Source organism: Klebsiella spallanzanii, assembly GCF_902158555.1.
Lineage (GTDB): Bacteria > Pseudomonadota > Gammaproteobacteria > Enterobacterales > Enterobacteriaceae > Klebsiella > Klebsiella spallanzanii.
Genome location: NZ_CABGGS010000003.1, coordinates 17,767 through 33,403, shown reverse-complemented (window position 1 = coordinate 33,403; position 15,637 = coordinate 17,767). Strand labels below are relative to the sequence as shown.

At 50.3% G+C, this 15,637-nt stretch carries 19 protein-coding genes and 1 other annotated feature; of the genes, 7 read left to right on the top strand and 12 right to left on the bottom strand.

Annotation, left to right across the window (positions count from 1 at the left end; translation table 11 throughout):
- Window positions 1–3: 3 nt before the first annotated feature.
- From pheT to thrS, 7 genes are all read right to left on the bottom strand, one after another.
- Window positions 4–2,391: a phenylalanine--tRNA ligase subunit beta gene (pheT, locus tag FN082_RS05210; protein WP_142462958.1), complete on the bottom strand. Its 2,388-nt coding sequence runs from the start codon at window positions 2,389–2,391 to the stop codon at window positions 4–6.
- Window positions 2,392–2,406: 15 nt separating this feature from the next.
- Window positions 2,407–3,390 (bottom strand): phenylalanine--tRNA ligase subunit alpha, encoded by a 984-nt coding sequence (gene pheS / locus FN082_RS05205; RefSeq protein WP_142465261.1) that lies wholly within the window; start codon window positions 3,388–3,390, stop codon window positions 2,407–2,409.
- 165 nt (window positions 3,391–3,555) lie between these two features.
- Window positions 3,556–3,680: a sequence feature (Phe leader region), on the bottom strand.
- Window positions 3,631–3,675 (bottom strand): pheST operon leader peptide PheM, encoded by a 45-nt coding sequence (gene pheM, locus FN082_RS29945; protein ID WP_001386830.1) that lies wholly within the window; start codon window positions 3,673–3,675, stop codon window positions 3,631–3,633. (Overlaps the previous feature by 45 nt.)
- A 118-nt stretch (window positions 3,681–3,798) precedes the next feature.
- Complete coding sequence (rplT, locus tag FN082_RS05190; protein WP_004102963.1) at window positions 3,799–4,155, bottom strand: 50S ribosomal protein L20; 357 nt, start codon at window positions 4,153–4,155, stop codon at window positions 3,799–3,801.
- A gap of 50 nt (window positions 4,156–4,205) precedes the next feature.
- Window positions 4,206–4,403, bottom strand: coding sequence for a 50S ribosomal protein L35 (gene rpmI / locus FN082_RS05185; protein ID WP_001124225.1), 198 nt, complete (start codon window positions 4,401–4,403; stop codon window positions 4,206–4,208).
- A 96-nt stretch (window positions 4,404–4,499) separates the two neighbouring features.
- Window positions 4,500–5,042: a translation initiation factor IF-3 gene (gene infC, locus FN082_RS05180; protein ID WP_052746887.1), complete on the bottom strand. Its 543-nt coding sequence runs from the start codon at window positions 5,040–5,042 to the stop codon at window positions 4,500–4,502.
- Between the two features lie 3 nt (window positions 5,043–5,045).
- On the bottom strand, window positions 5,046–6,974 hold the full coding sequence (thrS, locus tag FN082_RS05175) for a threonine--tRNA ligase (protein ID WP_139537541.1): 1,929 nt from the start codon (window positions 6,972–6,974) through the stop codon (window positions 5,046–5,048).
- Between the two features lie 215 nt (window positions 6,975–7,189).
- On the opposite strand from thrS, the gene FN082_RS29940 reads away from it, so the two are divergent.
- Window positions 7,190–7,336, top strand: a complete 147-nt coding sequence (locus FN082_RS29940) for a hypothetical protein (RefSeq protein WP_185932106.1) — start codon at window positions 7,190–7,192, stop codon at window positions 7,334–7,336.
- Window positions 7,337–7,427: 91 nt separating this feature from the next.
- Here FN082_RS29940 and FN082_RS05170 read toward each other — a convergent pair whose 3' ends face one another.
- Both FN082_RS05170 and FN082_RS05165 read right to left on the bottom strand, forming a co-directional pair.
- Entirely contained in the window at window positions 7,428–7,661 is a 234-nt protein-coding gene (locus FN082_RS05170) for a hypothetical protein (RefSeq protein WP_139537542.1), read from the bottom strand.
- Window positions 7,662–7,932: 271 nt separating this feature from the next.
- Window positions 7,933–8,691, bottom strand: a complete 759-nt coding sequence (locus tag FN082_RS05165) for a DUF481 domain-containing protein (protein WP_139537543.1) — start codon at window positions 8,689–8,691, stop codon at window positions 7,933–7,935.
- A gap of 291 nt (window positions 8,692–8,982) precedes the next feature.
- Between FN082_RS05165 and pfkB the strand changes: the two genes are divergently transcribed.
- From pfkB to FN082_RS05150, 3 genes are all read left to right on the top strand, one after another.
- The gene (gene pfkB / locus FN082_RS05160) at window positions 8,983–9,915 is read left to right on the top strand and encodes a 6-phosphofructokinase II (protein WP_139537544.1); all 933 of its coding nucleotides are present in this window, start codon (window positions 8,983–8,985) and stop codon (window positions 9,913–9,915) included.
- A gap of 90 nt (window positions 9,916–10,005) precedes the next feature.
- On the top strand, window positions 10,006–10,290 hold the full coding sequence (ghoS, locus tag FN082_RS05155) for a type V toxin-antitoxin system endoribonuclease antitoxin GhoS (protein WP_142981234.1): 285 nt from the start codon (window positions 10,006–10,008) through the stop codon (window positions 10,288–10,290).
- A gap of 105 nt (window positions 10,291–10,395) precedes the next feature.
- Entirely contained in the window at window positions 10,396–11,268 is an 873-nt protein-coding gene (locus tag FN082_RS05150; RefSeq protein WP_142462963.1) for a fructosamine kinase family protein, read from the top strand.
- 19 nt (window positions 11,269–11,287) lie between these two features.
- Here the strand turns inward: FN082_RS05150 and tonB are convergent, their stop codons facing one another.
- Window positions 11,288–12,013: a TonB system transport protein TonB gene (gene tonB / locus FN082_RS05145; protein WP_139537547.1), complete on the bottom strand. Its 726-nt coding sequence runs from the start codon at window positions 12,011–12,013 to the stop codon at window positions 11,288–11,290.
- Between the two features lie 211 nt (window positions 12,014–12,224).
- On the opposite strand from tonB, the gene FN082_RS05140 reads away from it, so the two are divergent.
- Window positions 12,225–12,521, top strand: coding sequence for a YciI family protein (locus tag FN082_RS05140; RefSeq protein WP_142462964.1), 297 nt, complete (start codon window positions 12,225–12,227; stop codon window positions 12,519–12,521).
- A 57-nt stretch (window positions 12,522–12,578) separates the two neighbouring features.
- Here the strand turns inward: FN082_RS05140 and FN082_RS05135 are convergent, their stop codons facing one another.
- Entirely contained in the window at window positions 12,579–12,752 is a 174-nt protein-coding gene (locus FN082_RS05135; protein WP_004103093.1) for a YciY family protein, read from the bottom strand.
- Window positions 12,753–12,895: 143 nt separating this feature from the next.
- Between FN082_RS05135 and cls the strand changes: the two genes are divergently transcribed.
- The gene (cls, locus tag FN082_RS05130) at window positions 12,896–14,356 is read left to right on the top strand and encodes a cardiolipin synthase (RefSeq protein WP_139537549.1); all 1,461 of its coding nucleotides are present in this window, start codon (window positions 12,896–12,898) and stop codon (window positions 14,354–14,356) included.
- Between the two features lie 34 nt (window positions 14,357–14,390).
- The gene (locus FN082_RS05125) at window positions 14,391–14,720 is read left to right on the top strand and encodes an HI1450 family dsDNA-mimic protein (protein ID WP_004103097.1); all 330 of its coding nucleotides are present in this window, start codon (window positions 14,391–14,393) and stop codon (window positions 14,718–14,720) included.
- A 65-nt stretch (window positions 14,721–14,785) separates the two neighbouring features.
- On the opposite strand, the gene FN082_RS05120 is transcribed toward FN082_RS05125, so the two are convergent.
- Entirely contained in the window at window positions 14,786–15,622 is an 837-nt protein-coding gene (locus FN082_RS05120; RefSeq protein WP_142981233.1) for an ion transporter, read from the bottom strand.
- Between the last annotated feature and the right edge of the window lie 15 nt (window positions 15,623–15,637).

The window sequence follows — 15,637 nt, the reverse complement described above, 5'->3', positions numbered from 1 at the left end:
GGTTCAATCCCTCAATGATGCCTGGAATCGCTCTTTCAATGCCTCTACACATTTGGCGACGGTAGCGGCAATCTCCTCTTCTTCGAGTGTACGGCTGGTATCCTGAAGGATTAGACTAATCGCAAGGCTCTTAAAGCCTTCCGCCACGCCTTTACCGCGGTACACGTCAAATAAGTTTACGCCAACTACCTGATTTACGCCAACTTTCTTACACTCGGCTAAAACATCGGCAGCGGGAACGTTTTCCGCCACTACGACAGCAATATCACGACGGTTCGCCGGGAAGCGCGAAACTTCACGCGCCTGAGGCACCACGCGGTCTGCAAGCTTGTTCCACTCCAGTTCGAAGACCAAAGTGCGACCGTTCAGATCCAGTTTACGTTCCAGCTCCGGGTGAACAACCCCAATGAAACCAATACGTTCACCTTTCAGATAAATCGCTGCGGACTGCCCAGGATGAAGCGCAGTATTGGCTTCGATACGGAATTCGATATCGGAAAGCTTACCGGTCAGGTCAAGAACGGACTCAAGGTCACCTTTTAAATCATAAAAATCAACGGTTTCTTTTGCCAGATTCCAGTGTTCTTCGTAGCGGTTACCGCAAATAACGCCAGCCAGCATCACATCCTGGCGAATACCCAGCGGAGCCTGAGTATCTGGAACAAAGCGTAAGCCGCTCTCAAAGATACGTACACGGTTCTGCTGGCGGTTTTGGTTATACACCACAGTTCCCAGCAAGCCTGTCCACAATGACAGGCGCATCGCCGACATTTCGCTGGAGATTGGGCTCGGCAAAATCAGCGCTTCTTCACCAGCATGAATCCATTGCTGTACTTTTGGGTCGACGAAGCTATAGGTAATAACTTCCTGGTAGCCTTTATCATTGAGCAAGGTTTTCACGCGCTTAAGCGACAGATCTGCTTCGCGATGGGTACCCATGATCAGACCTGCTTGTACCGGCTCATCGGGAATATTGTTATAGCCATAAACGCGAGCGACTTCTTCGACCAGATCCTCTTCGATCTCCATGTCGAAACGCCAGCTCGGCGCAACGGCTTTCCACTCGTCCTGACCTTCTGTCACTTCGCAGCCCAGACGACGCAAAATATCGCTCACCTGCGCATCATCAACGTGGTGACCAATCAGGCGATCCAGCTTGCTACGACGAAGCTGGATGGTCGCAGGTTTCGGCAGAGTCGCTTCATTAGTGACATCAATGACAGGACCCGCTTCACCGCCGCAAATATCCATCAGCAGGCGGGTTGCACGTTCCATTGCCTTATATTGCAGTGCGGAGTCCACACCACGCTCATAGCGGTGAGAGGCATCCGTGTGCAGGCCATGACGACGCGCGCGACCAGTAATAGAGAGTGGGCTGAAGAAGGCACACTCCAGCAAAACGTTTTGCGTTTCGTCATTCACGCCAGAGTGTTCACCACCGAAAATGCCGCCCATTGCCAGCGCTTTCTGGTGGTCAGCAATAACCAGAGTATCGGTGTCCAGCTTAGCTTCAGAGCCATCCAGCAGAACTAAGGTCTCCCCTTCGTGCGCCATACGCACGACAATCCCACCTTCAATGCGATCTTTGTCGAAGGCGTGCATTGGCTGACCCAGTTCAAGCAGCACATAGTTGGTCACATCAACCACGGCATCGATGGAACGAATACCGCAACGACGCAGCTTCTCTTTCATCCACAACGGAGTCGGCGCTTTAACATTAATGCCTTTCACCACGCGCCCCAGATAGCGCGGGCACGCATCCGGCGCTTCAACCTGGATTGGTAGCACATCGTCAACGGTCGCGGCAACCGGGGTCATCTCTGGAACATTCAGCGGCGCTTTGTTGAGCACAGCCACGTCGCGAGCAACACCGATAATACCCAGGCAGTCAGCACGGTTAGGCGTGACGCTGATTTCGATGGTGTTGTCGTCCAGCTTCAGATATTCACGGATATCGGTACCCAGCGGCGCATCAGCAGGCAGTTCAATAATGCCGCTGTGATCGTCGGAGATACCCAGCTCGGAGAAGGAGCACAGCATGCCTTCTGAAGGCTCACCGCGCAGCTTCGCCGCTTTAATTTTAAAATCGCCCGGCAGAACGGCACCGATGGTTGCAACCGCGACCTTCAGACCTTGACGGCAGTTCGGCGCGCCGCAAACGATGTCCAGCAGGCGCTCACCACCAACGTTGATTTTTGTTACGCGCAGTTTGTCTGCATTCGGGTGCTGAGCGCATTCAACCACTTCGCCTACAACAACGCCGTTAAAGCTGCCCGCGACCGGCTCAACGCCGTCGACTTCAAGGCCAGCCATGGTTATCTGGTCCGATAGCGCTTCGCTGTCGATAGCCGGGTTAACCCATTCGCGTAACCACAGTTCACTGAATTTCATTGTTCTGTCCTGCCCTTATTTAAACTGTTTGAGGAAACGCAGATCGTTTTCAAAGAACGCGCGTAAGTCGGTCACGCCGTAGCGCAGCATGGTCAGACGCTCCATACCCATGCCGAAAGCGAAGCCGGAATAGATTTCCGGATCGATACCAACGTTGCGCAGTACGTTTGGATGCACCATGCCGCAACCGAGGACTTCCAGCCATTTACCGTTTTTGCCCATGACGTCAACTTCTGCTGACGGCTCGGTGAATGGGAAATAAGACGGACGAAAACGAATCTGCAAGTCTTCTTCAAAGAAGTTGCGCAGGAAATCGTGCAGCGTTCCCTTCAGGTTGGTAAAGCTGATGTTGGTATCAACAATCAGACCTTCCATCTGATGGAACATTGGGGTGTGAGTCTGATCGTAGTCGTTACGATATACGCGCCCCGGTGCAATGATGCGGATTGGCGGTTGCTGATTCGCCATGGTGCGAATCTGCACACCGGAGGTTTGAGTACGCAGGAGGCGTGTAGCATCAAACCAGAAAGTGTCGTGGTCAGCACGTGCCGGGTGGTGGCCAGGAATATTCAGCGCATCGAAGTTATGATAATCATCTTCGATTTCCGGGCCAGTCGCGACGGTAAAGCCGAGCTCACCGAAGAAACTTTCAATACGGTCGATAGTACGGGTAACAGGATGCAAACCACCATTCTCAATGCGACGCCCAGGCAGAGAGACATCAATCGTCTCTGCGGCCAGACGCGCGTTGAGCGCTGCGCCTTCAAGGTCAGCTTTGCGTGCATTAAGCGCTTGCTGTACCTGCTCCTTAGCTTCGTTGATAACCGCACCGGCTGCCGGGCGCTCTTCAGCAGGCAGCTCACGCAGGGTCGTCATCTGAAGGGTCAGCTGCCCTTTTTTACCCAGGTATTCCACGCGGACGTTGTCCAGCGCAGTAACATCTGATGCCTCGTTAATAGCTGCCTTCGCACTGGCAACCAGCTCTGCGAGATGTGACATGGTTTTCCTCGTTATGTTGCGATATTCACTAGTCGCTCGTATATACGCAAAATCATTCAAGTTGTATCAAGGCGGCAAAAGAGCGAATCCTCAGGAGCGTACATCAGTACGTGACTGGGGTGAGCGAATGCAGCCAACACAGAGACAACTTGAAGGATGACACGTATAAAAAAAGCCTCCACCAGGGAGGCTTTTAGGCGCTGTTTTCCGTTTCTTCTTTCACGCGCTAGCCTCCTGAGTTCAGGTGCTAAAGTAAAAAAAGAAGCGGAAAATAGCAGCATTCATGCTTGCATTACCTTGTCTACTAAGAAACGTAAGACCATTATTGAAAGACTTAAACGAATAAAAGTCAATGTATTGATAGTCTTGAAACGAAAAGAGGGAGACTAGCTCCCTCTTTCAACTGGCTTATGCCAGAGCTGCTTTCGCTTTTTCGACCAGCGCGGTGAACGCTAATTTGTCGAATACTGCGATGTCAGCCAGGATCTTACGGTCGATTTCAACAGAGGCTTTTTTCAGGCCGTTGATGAATTTGCTGTAAGAAATACCGTTCTGACGTGCTGCTGCGTTGATACGCGCAATCCACAGTTGACGGAACTGACGCTTTTTCTGACGACGGTCACGATAAGCGTACTGACCAGCTTTGATAACAGCCTGGAAGGCAACGCGGTATACGCGAGAACGCGCACCGTAGTAGCCTTTAGCTTGTTTCAAAATTTTCTTGTGACGTGCACGGGCAACTACACCACGTTTTACGCGAGCCATATGTGCTCTCCTGTATCTATTCTAATTAAAAAGTTAAAAGGGTTAACGACTTATGCGTACGGCAGGCACGCGATTACCAGGCCCAGATCGCCTTTGGAAACCATGGCTTTCGGACGCAGGTGACGTTTACGCTTGGTAGCTTTTTTGGTCAGAATGTGACGCAGGTTAGCGTGCTTGTGCTTAAAACCACCTTTACCGGTTTTTTTGAAGCGCTTAGCAGCACCGCGTACGGTCTTAATTTTTGGCATTTTAATAACTTCCACTTCGCATTGTTAATAAACGAAACATAGGCGAACAACGGCTATAGAGCCCGCAGGCTCCATAGACATTGCTACTTGAAGGCCTTACTGTTTCTTCTTAGGAGCGAGCACCATGATCATCTGGCGGCCTTCGATCTTCGTTGGGAAGGATTCGACAACTGCCAGTTCACTCAGATCGTCACGAACGCGCGTAAGCACTTCCATACCGATCTGTTGGTGGGCCATCTCACGACCGCGGAAACGCAGCGTGATCTTGGCCTTATCGCCATCTTCCAGAAAGCGAATCAGGCTGCGGAGTTTTACCTGATAATCGCCATCGTCGGTACCAGGGCGGAATTTAATTTCCTTAACCTGGATAACTTTTTGCTTTTTCTTCTGTTCCTTAGAAGACTTACTCTTTTCATAAAGGAACTTGCCGTAGTCCATGATACGACAAACTGGCGGTTCGGCGTTAGGGCTGATTTCAACTAAATCTACTCCAGCTTCTTCAGCCTTTTCGATTGCTTCTCTCAGACTCACAATACCCAAAGCTTCGCCTTCCAGACCTGTTAAGCGAACTTCCAGGGCGCGAATCTCGCCATTGATACGATTCGGACGTGCCGTTTGAACTCGTTTTCCGCCTTTAATACCTTATTCCTCCAGTTGTTTTAGACTGCGGCTGCGAATCTCTTGTTGCAGCTTCTCGATAACTTCATTTACGTCCAGGCTGCCCAAGTCTTTGCCACGACGGGTACGCACGGCAACTTTGCCTGCTTCTACCTCTTTGTCGCCACAGACCAACATGTAAGGGACACGACGTAAAGTGTGCTCGCGGATTTTAAAGCCTATCTTCTCATTTCTCAAGTCTGCTTTTACGCGAATGCCCGCATTTTGTAGTTTACGCGTCAATTCGTTAACGTATTCAGCCTGAGAATCGGTAATATTCATGACCACAACCTGCACAGGTGCAATCCAGGTTGGGAAGAAACCGGCAAACTCTTCGGTCAGGATGCCAATAAAGCGCTCCAGTGAACCAAGAATCGCACGGTGGATCATTACCGGAACCTGTCGTTCGTTATTTTCGCCAACATAAGAGGCGCTTAAACGCTGCGGCAGAGAGAAGTCCAGCTGTACAGTACCGCACTGCCATGCACGATCGAGGCAGTCATATAGGGTAAATTCAATTTTCGGACCGTAGAACGCACCTTCACCCAGTTGATACTCAAACGGGATGTTGTTCTCTTCCAGCGCGACCGCCAGATCTGCTTCAGCACGATCCCAGGTCTCATCGCTACCGATACGTTTTTCCGGGCGAGTTGACAGTTTGACGACGATCTTTTCGAAGCCGAAGGTGCTGTACATATCGTAGACCATACGAATACAGGCGTTAACTTCATCACGAACCTGCTCTTCCGTACAGAAGATATGCGCATCATCCTGAGTAAAACCACGTACGCGCATCAGACCATGCAACGCGCCTGATGGCTCGTTACGGTGGCAGCTACCGAACTCAGCCATACGTAATGGCAGATCGCGATAGGATTTCAGACCCTGATTGAAGATCTGAACGTGACCTGGACAGTTCATCGGTTTGATGCAGTATTCACGATTCTCGGAAGACGTGGTAAACATCGCATCTTTATAGTTGTCCCAGTGGCCCGTTTTTTCCCACAGCACACGGTCCATCATAAACGGACCTTTAACTTCCTGATACTGATACTCTTTCAGCTTAGAACGCACGAAAGTTTCCAGTTCACGGAAGACAGTCCAGCCGTCATTGTGCCAGAACACCATGCCTGGCGCTTCTTCCTGCATGTGATACAGGTCGAGCTGCTTACCGATTTTACGATGGTCACGCTTAGCGGCTTCTTCCAGACGCAGCAAATAAGCATTCAGCGCTTTTTTATCTGCCCATGCGGTTCCGTAGATACGCTGCAGCATTTTATTGTTACTGTCACCGCGCCAGTAAGCACCGGCGGTCTTCATCAGTTTGAAGTGATGGCAGAACCGCATGTTCGGCACGTGCGGTCCACGGCACATGTCGACATATTCTTCGTGATGATACAAGCCAGGCTTGTCATCATGAGCAATGTTTTCATCAAGAATGGAAACTTTGTAGCTTTCACCACGCTTCACGAAGGTTTCACGCGCTTCATGCCAGCTGACTTTCTTCTTGATAACGTCGTAGTTTTTCTCGGCGAGCTCGTGCATACGTTTTTCGAGCGCGTCGATATCTTCCTGGGTCAGGGTGTGGTCCAGATCGACATCATAGTAGAAACCATTGTCGACAACCGGGCCGATCGCCATCTTGGTATTTGGCCACAGCTGTTTAATCGCATGCCCCAAAAGGTGCGCACAGGAGTGACGAATAATCTCAAGACCATCTTCATCTTTAGCAGTGATGATGGAGAGATTTGCATCGTTTTCAATAGGATCGCAGGCATCAACCAGCTCGCCGTTGACACGGCCAGCAATTGTGGCTTTCGCCAAACCTGGGCCGATATCCAGAGCAACATCCATCGGGCTCACAGCGTGATCAAAATGGCGTTGGCTGCCATCAGGAAGCGTAATTACAGGCATTTCATGTCCTTATTTGCAGTGGTGCCCCACACGAAAGAGCACATACAAAACAATATAATCATAATTATCAACAGGTTCAGTCCCAGTTCCCGCTTCACTCTGCGAAATATGGACACGACCGTTTACCGAATCGAACCCACCTGCAGCCGCCTGTAGATAACACCGACAGTCAGTTTACACATCATTACTGCGTGATTAAAGTCACATGAGACTAAATGGTTCTGGTTGATGGGAAAACAAGAGGTGGCAACCCAAAAAAACGCACCCTATTTGATTTGATGATATGCGAAAAAAGAAACGGTATTGGTATGATAAAAACCAAGTGTGATAATGAGAATTTAACACAACAAATGGATGTTTAACAAAAAATGCGGAAAGCAAAACCGGTACATCATTACCCGGCTTGCCGCTTTACGAAATAGTTAAATATAAATTGTGAATAATGAGGAAATATCAGGACCATTCACCGGCAACAAGTTTATGCACATCAAAAGCATCATTCATTGATTGCCCGGTTGATTGCGAACCTGGAGCAATATTGGAGCCCGCTTCAACGTCAGTCGCTTTAGCAATGCCAACCTGAGTATGGTCGTTGTTGGCTGGCTGTGGAGCCGTGTTAGCAGCAAATGCGCCAAAGGATAGCGTGCACAGCATCACAGTCGCGAGTGCGATTTTGCTATTTTTCATGATAGTCATTCTCTTAATTTGTTTTAGCTAATAGAACGGATGCGTTATCTCCGCCTGTGTTAACCAGTATAGATCCAGATCACATTTTTGTCCGACAAAATATTTATCTTTTCGTGTCAAATTAACTGCATATTTGTCAGCAAAATAGCAATTATGAGGAAATTATGAAGGCTATTTCTTTTTATAAAAAACAAAACAAGAGACCAAAAATAATAATGTCACTTATTGCTAAATTTAAAACATTCAGGCCGGAATAACCGGCCTGAGAATATTACATTTTATAACCGAGCGACAGAGTAGTACGTCTATCGGTGTGCGCTGGCGCCGAGGACGGCGGTTCAGAGTTCCAGGTCAGGTTATAGGCAACTTTAAGCGCAAAATGTGCATTGATAGCAACATTTAACGCGCTTTCCGTGTTGAGCGTCGTATCTTCAGAGCCGAAAACTGAAACACCTTGTGTAAATTTGGTGGTATCGGTCATCTGCCACGCATAGGTACCAGAAGCATAGCCCAGCGGCTGAGTGTCGTTGTCACCATCGGTATACTCGTCATAACGTACGCCAGGACCAAATTCAAAACGCAGGCTATGTACCGGGCCATTGAGGATTTGCCGACCATAACCTGCGGTGAGCACATCGCGTTGCTGATAACCGTTGTAACGGTCAGTCAGCCAGCTTGCCTGGCCAAAAATGTAATTCTGGTCGGTCAGGTTATAACGGCTACGTCCACCCACTGCATACTTTTCAGAAGAGCGCTGATCGTTTGACGATGTGTTACTGGCATTCCCCCAAAGCGACCATGCGGTGGTATTACCATACCAGGTCAGAGTGGAATCCGCGGTCATCGAGGAACTTTTCGTATTGCCGGACTGCGCCAGATAACCGGCGTTAACAGTACCTTCGAAAGGTTTTTTGGCAGTGGAAGGGTCATCCATGACAGTAAAAACGGAATCATCGGCCATTGCGCACGCAGACGCAAAGAGCCCTCCCGCCAGCATTGCCGCTGCGGGTACTGTCTTCAAAAGCTTCATTTAATTTAAAGTCCGTACAACATAAAAGGAGACCAGGATGGTCCCGGGAACTTTCGCGAGGATCGCTGATTGTCGGTCCTAAGAAAGGCAACAAATTATAAAAAAGCACGATTAACTTAGCAATCAATTACTATTTCATTTTTTGTATAAGACGGTTCCCAAAACAATTTTTATTTCATAAAGATAAAAATAGAGGCATTTCCACTAATTCTTAACATCGGCTTTCAATGGTTCTGTTTAAGTGCCATGCTTAAAAACCGTGCAGCTCACCCGTATTATGGAGGAAACCGGATGACCAAAATTTATACGCTCACGCTCGCCCCCTCACTTGATAGCGCAACGCAGACCCCGCAAATTTACCCGGAAGGCAAACTACGCTGTAGCGCCCCCGTGTTTGAACCTGGAGGCGGAGGAATTAACGTGGCGCGCGCTATTACCTTTCTTGGCGGCAGTGCTACGGCAATATTTCCCGTCGGAGGTGCTACCGGGGAACATCTCACCACCCTGCTGACCGACGAGCATGTTCCGGTAGAGGCAGTAGAAACGCATGACTGGACGCGGCAAAACCTTCATGTGCATGTGAATACCAGCGGTGAACAGTATCGCTTCGTCATGCCAGGAGCCGCGTTAACCCTGGAAGAGTTTCATCGTCTGGAAGAGAAAGTTCTCTCCATTTCCCCCGGTTCCCTACTGGTTATCAGCGGCAGTCTGCCACCAGGCATCAGCGTCGAGAGCCTGACAAAATTAGTCAAAAACGCTCAACAGCATGGACTGCGTTGTATTATCGATAGCTCTGGCGAAGCCCTCGCCGCCGCACTCAACGTTGGCAATATTGAACTGGTTAAACCGAACCAGAAAGAACTCAGCGCCCTTGTCCAGCGCGATCTTAGCCAACCGGATGATGTGCGCAAGGCAGCCCTGGAGCTCATTCGTACCGGCAAGGCCCTTCGCGTTGTGGTCTCTCTGGGACCCCAGGGAGCTTTAGGTGTCGATACCAGCGGCAGCGTACAGGTCGTACCGCCACCGATGAAGAGTCAGAGTACCGTCGGTGCTGGTGACAGTATGGTCGGCGCGATGACTCTTCGGCTGGCGGAGAATGCTTCCCTTGAAGATATGGTGCGCTTTGGCGTTGCGGCGGGGAGCGCTGCAACAATAAACCAGGGAACTCGTCTTTGCTCTCTGGAAAATACGCAAAAAATCTACGATTACCTGCGCGGTTGTTAATCCCCTACTCCCTCTGTCTCTCCAGAGGGAGTCGCCAAATCACCGTGATGGTCTATGCTGAAAATGCCATGGATAACAATGAGGTGAAAAATGAGTAGCGAAATTACTGCCTGGGTCGTCACGGCTCGCTTTCATGAAGAAACGTTAACAGAAATTAACGAGCTCAGTAACCATCTCATTCGTGCCGGCTTTACCCTTGTTTTAAATGATGATGAAGGAAATGCCCACGAGCTCGGAACCAATTCATTTGGCCTGCTTTCCACTCAGGATGCCGCCGATGTGAAAACCCTGAGCGCGGGTTTAGCCGAAACGGCGCTGGGAAGGCCCGTTGAGATAATTGTCTCCACCTTTACTGAGTGGCTGAAAGCTCAATAAGTGCGATTAACGACGCGAAAAACGCCAGTTGTGCGTTAGTTCGAATTTTACGCCGGAGTTATGCGCTAACCTTATGAAATGGTGGAAAACATGGGGAGAGACAGCATGTGGCAAGCTATCAGCAATTTGTTAAGCGATTGGCATACCGAAGCAGCTGAAATCGAACTGCGAAACGAACTACCTGGTGGAGAAATCCACGCGGCCTGGCATTTACGCTTCGGCGGGCGGGATTACTTTGTAAAATGCGATGAGCGGGAGCTTCTGCCTATTTTTACCGCTGAGGCAGATCAGCTGGAGCTACTGTCGCGAAGTAAAACCGTTAACGTACCGCAGGTTTTTGCCGTAGGCAGCGACCGGGATTACAGTTTCCTGGTCATGGAATATCTTCCCCCTCGCCCGCTGGATGCGCATAACGCTTTCCTGTTAGGCCAGCAAATCGCGCATTTGCATCAATGGAGCGATCAACCACAGTTCGGTCTGGATTTTGACAACGATCTTTCCACCACGCCCCAGCCCAATGCCTGGCAGCGCCGCTGGTCCACGTTCTTTGCCGAACAGCGTATAGGCTGGCAACTGGAACTGGCTGCCGAGAAGGGCCTGCATTTTGGCAACATAGATAGCCTCGTCGAGACCGTACAGCAGCGGCTGAGCAATCATCAACCGCAGCCGTCATTGCTCCACGGTGATTTATGGTCCGGTAACTGTGCGCTTGGGCCAAACGGGCCGTACATTTTCGACCCGGCCTGCTATTGGGGGGATCGCGAGTGCGATCTGGCGATGCTGCCGCTGCATCCGGAACAGCCTCCGCAAATCTATGACGGCTATCAATCCGTTTCACCGCTACCGTCCGGATTCCTCGAACGTCAACCCGTCTACCAGCTGTATACTTTGCTGAATCGGGCCATTCTTTTTGGCGGGCAACATCTGGTGGTGGCGCAGAAAGCGCTTGATGATGTATTAATGGAGAAGGCCCCATGAGGGGCCTTGTTTTACGAAATTAGCTAATTTTCACGCCTTTCAGACGGAACTGAATGGTCATGGTGATCCCGGTTCCCGGTTTACCCGCTTCATAACGCCATTTACGTAAGGCGCTTTTCACTTCACGCTCAAACATATTGGCTGGCTGGGCGGAGAGAATTTGGACGTTATCTACGCGTCCGTCTGGCGTGACATCAAACCTAACCCGAACATCACCTTCAATGCGCAGTGCCTGAGCACGAGCCGGGTAGGTCGGTTCCCCTCGGCTTAACGCCCGCGGACCGGTAGGCGCAGTGACGGTAGGCTTAGCGGTAGCGGTTGATGTGCTTGGTGCGGTGCGCGCAGGTGCCGTATTTGAGTTTTCAAACGGTGAGGCCGGACGCGTTTCCGCCGGTTTCACATCACGCTTCGGCTGTTCAACCTTTTTTTCCGGTTTCGGCTTAGGTTTTGGCTTCGGCTTAGGTTTATGAATAACTACCGGCGCTTCTTTTGGCGGTTCCGGAACCACTTCAGGTTCCGGTTCTGGCTCAACAACGGGTTCAACTACCGGCTGCGCTGCCTGAGGCGGCTCCAGATCGGCAGGGGCCACCATCGTAATCTCAATGGGCTGTGAGGGTGAAGGCCGTTCAATAACCTGATGTACCGAAGTATAAAGCAACGCCGCGACAACACCGCCGTGGATAACAACGGACAGTAGCGTAGGCCATGGAAAGCGGCGAGGTAAATCAAGGGTCATTGCGCTCATAGTCGTTTCTGTTGAAAAATGATGCCCCGATTTTAAATGCAAATAGCAATCATATTCAACTAGGGTTGTTAGCTTGTATCAAAATTTGCCCTGTTTTCTGACAAAAACACTCGGGGACATGGCATTCTAAGGCTCGTGCGCATCTTTGCATTGCAGTCAACGACGGTTTCACTTAACGTGATTCGCCAATTTATTGATAAGGAGCCATGCCGTGCTTTACGTTATCTACGCCGAAGATATTGCCGACTCTCTGGAAAAACGCTCGTCGGTACGTCCCGCCCACCTGGCACGTTTGCAATTATTACATGATGAAGGTCGTTTACTAACCGCAGGCCCAATGCCTGCTGTAGACAGTAATGAGCCTGGCGCGGCTGGCTTTACCGGCTCAACGGTTATTGCGGAATTTGAATCGCTGGAAGCGGCACAATCATGGGCCAATGATGACCCGTATATCGCCGCAGGGGTTTATCAGAAAGTATCTGTAAAACCTTTCAAAAAAGTATTCTAAAAACAAAATGTTGGCAAAAAACAGAGGCACCGCTAGCGGTGCCTTTTGTTTCGACTCTCAAAACTCAGAGAAGGTGAACAGCAGAGAATGACGTTGCCGTTTAACCAGCTCTTTTCTGATGGAGAGGATGCGCATGTTGCGACGCGACTGGCCTTCCAGCCAGCGCGCTTTGCGGCGACTCACTTGTCTAAGCATACGCCAGCGCCCTACTTCCGTTCTACTACGCTTCATTGCTACTACTCTACGAGTGAAAACAGCCTGCATTATAGACCGATGAAACTGGCTGACCAACGCTTTCGCTGCGTTTTTATTTGCCAGATTGATGTTGATGCGTAAACTCATGACATAAAGTCATTCAAAAGGATTTTTCATCTATGACAACCTTTTACACGGTGGTTAACTGGCTGGTCATACTCGGTTACTGGCTACTGATCGCAGGTGTAACATTACGCATATTAATGAAAAGACGCGCAGTCCCGTCAGCGATGGCGTGGTTGCTTATCATTTATATTCTTCCTCTGGTAGGGATTATTGCCTATCTCTCATTCGGTGAACTGCATTTGGGCAAACGCCGAGCCGAGCGCGCACGCGCCATGTGGCCTTCAACGGCCAAGTGGCTAAAAGATCTCAAAGCCTGCAAACATATCTTTGCCGATGACAATAGCCCGGTCGCAGAATCGTTGTTCAAACTCTGCGAACGCCGCCAGGGCATTGGCGGCGTCAAAGGCAATCAGCTTCAGCTACTCACTGAATCCGATGACGTCATGCAGGCGTTGATCCGCGACATCCAACTCGCTCGCCATAACATCGAGATGGTGTTCTATATCTGGCAGCCCGGCGGTATGGCCGATAAAGTCGCAGAGTCATTAATGGCAGCGGCCAGGCGCGGCGTACACTGCCGCTTAATGCTCGACTCAGCCGGAAGCGTGGCCTTTTTCCGCAGCCCATGGGCCGCCATGATGCGTAACGCCGGAATTGAGGTTGTTGAAGCGCTGAAAGTGAACCTGATGCGTGTCTTCCTGCGCCGCATGGACCTGCGTCAGCATCGCAAAATGGTCATGATCGATAACTATATTGCCTATACCGGCAGTATGAATCTGGTCGATCCACGTTTCTTTAAACAAGACTCTGGCGTTGGTCAGTGGATCGATTTGATGGCGCGAATGGAAGGCCCTGTCGCGACTGCCATGGGTATTGTTTATTCCTGCGACTGGGAGATTGAAACCGGGAAACGTATTTTACCACCGCCGCCGGACGCCAATATCATGCCGTTCGAAGAAGCCAGCGGGCATACGATTCACACCATCGCCTCTGGCCCGGGGTTCCCGGAAGACTTGATCCATCAGGCTCTGCTCACTGCCGCTTATGCAGCCAAAGAGCATTTGATCATGACGACCCCCTACTTTGTGCCCAGTGACGATTTGCTGCATGCTATCTGCACCGCTGCCCAGCGAGGCGTCGATGTCAGCATTATTTTGCCGCGCAAGAACGACTCACTGCTGGTTGGTTGGGCCAGCCGCGCCTTCTTTACCGAACTTCTGGCTGCCGGGGTTAAAATCTATCAATTTGAAGGTGGCCTGCTGCATACCAAGAGCGTGCTTGTTGACGGCGAACTTAGCCTGGTGGGAACCGTGAACCTCGATATGCGTAGCCTGTGGCTCAATTTCGAAATCACGCTGGTGATTGACGATGCCGGGTTTGGTAGCGATCTGGCCGCGGTGCAGGACGACTATATATCTCGGTCGCGCCTGCTGGACGCCCGCTTGTGGTTAAAACGTCCCCTGTGGCAGCGGATCGCCGAGCGACTGTTTTACTTCTTCAGTCCGTTGCTGTAAAACGTGCCAATCAGATATTTAGTGGGTAGCAATCATGGATATGGATTTAAACAATCGCCTGACCGAAGATGAAACGCTCGAACAGGCTTACGATATCTTCCTGGAACTGGCCGTCGACAACCTCGATCCGGCGGACGTCATTCTGTTCAACCTGCAGTTTGAAGAGCGCGGTGGCGCAGAGCTGTTTGACCCGGCTCCTGACTGGGAAGAGCACGTTGATTTCGATCTCAACCCTGACTTTTTTGCTGAAGTCGTTATTGGCCTGGCCGATGAAGATGGCGGCGAAATTAACGATATTTTTGCCCGTGTGCTGCTATGCCGTGAAAAAGACCACAAGCTCTGCCATATCCTGTGGCGAGAATAAGCTCTTTCTCAAGCCAATAGCTAAACAGAAGAAGCCTGCCTGATTTACCGAGGCAGGCTTTTTATTTACTTAGGCAGTTCGCTTCCGCATACCTTACAGTAGTGTGCATCTTTCTCATGCGTATCATGCTCGCAATTGGGACATACGCGCTGAGTTCGGCGATTCTGTAATGCCGTGGTCATGTGGGTGGTAATTAAACCGGTCGGGATCGCAATAATCGAGTAGCCGATTAAGATAAGTATGGAGGCCAGAATACGCCCCAACGGCGTATGCGGCGTGATATCGCCATAACCCACCGTCGTTATCGTCACTATCGCCCAGTAAACTGACGCATTTAGCGTGGTAAATCCGTATTTCGGCCCCTCAACCAGATACATTAGCGCACCAAAAATCACCATCACGATAGCAATAAAAGAATAGAAAAGGATTAGCTGGTGGCGGGCGCTGACGATGGCGGCCCAGAAAATATTCAGCGATGGCATAAAACGCAGCAGCTTAAGAATGCGTAACGCGCGGATAGCGCGCATGGCCCGCCAGGCAAAGACGTAATCGAGGCTAATCTCCGGCCACAGCCACATCACATACAGCGGTAAGATAGTGGCAAGGTCAATGATTCCCCAAAAGCTGAAAATATACTTAAGCGGATTCGGCCAACTGATGAGCCGCAGAAGATATTCGAGGGTAAAAACCGCAGTAACGATAAGCTCAAGCCAGACGAAAATATGCCATTCATCTAATGTCAGATGATATTGAGTTCCTAGCCCGGACTCGATAAATATGACCAACACCGATAGCAACGCAAAAACGCCGCAAAGACCTTCAAAATGGCGACCAGAGCGTCGGTTTTGATCGAAGAGTAAATGATACAGCCGCAGACGAGCGGCATGAATATGAAAAGCCACGTTAACCTCGCTAAA

Excerpts from the sequence above, each read along its gene's own strand:
- pheT (WP_142462958.1), bottom strand. The coding sequence starts at position 2,391 with ATGAAATTCAGTGAACTGTGGTTACGCGAATGGGTTAACCCGGCTATC.
- pheS (WP_142465261.1), bottom strand. The coding sequence starts at position 3,390 with ATGTCACATCTCGCAGAGCTGGTTGCCAGTGCGAAGGCAGCTATTAAC.
- rplT (WP_004102963.1), bottom strand. The coding sequence starts at position 4,155 with ATGGCTCGCGTAAAACGTGGTGTAGTTGCCCGTGCACGTCACAAGAAA.
- rpmI (WP_001124225.1), bottom strand. The coding sequence starts at position 4,403 with ATGCCAAAAATTAAGACCGTACGCGGTGCTGCTAAGCGCTTCAAAAAA.
- thrS (WP_139537541.1), bottom strand. The coding sequence starts at position 6,974 with ATGCCTGTAATTACGCTTCCTGATGGCAGCCAACGCCATTTTGATCAC.
- FN082_RS29940 (WP_185932106.1), top strand. The coding sequence starts at position 7,190 with ATGGTTCTGGTTGATGGGAAAACAAGAGGTGGCAACCCAAAAAAACGC.
- FN082_RS05170 (WP_139537542.1), bottom strand. The coding sequence starts at position 7,661 with ATGAAAAATAGCAAAATCGCACTCGCGACTGTGATGCTGTGCACGCTA.
- FN082_RS05165 (WP_139537543.1), bottom strand. The coding sequence starts at position 8,691 with ATGAAGCTTTTGAAGACAGTACCCGCAGCGGCAATGCTGGCGGGAGGG.
- pfkB (WP_139537544.1), top strand. The coding sequence starts at position 8,983 with ATGACCAAAATTTATACGCTCACGCTCGCCCCCTCACTTGATAGCGCA.
- ghoS (WP_142981234.1), top strand. The coding sequence starts at position 10,006 with ATGAGTAGCGAAATTACTGCCTGGGTCGTCACGGCTCGCTTTCATGAA.
- FN082_RS05150 (WP_142462963.1), top strand. The coding sequence starts at position 10,396 with ATGTGGCAAGCTATCAGCAATTTGTTAAGCGATTGGCATACCGAAGCA.
- tonB (WP_139537547.1), bottom strand. The coding sequence starts at position 12,013 with ATGAGCGCAATGACCCTTGATTTACCTCGCCGCTTTCCATGGCCTACG.
- FN082_RS05135 (WP_004103093.1), bottom strand. The coding sequence starts at position 12,752 with ATGAAGCGTAGTAGAACGGAAGTAGGGCGCTGGCGTATGCTTAGACAA.
- cls (WP_139537549.1), top strand. The coding sequence starts at position 12,896 with ATGACAACCTTTTACACGGTGGTTAACTGGCTGGTCATACTCGGTTAC.
- FN082_RS05125 (WP_004103097.1), top strand. The coding sequence starts at position 14,391 with ATGGATATGGATTTAAACAATCGCCTGACCGAAGATGAAACGCTCGAA.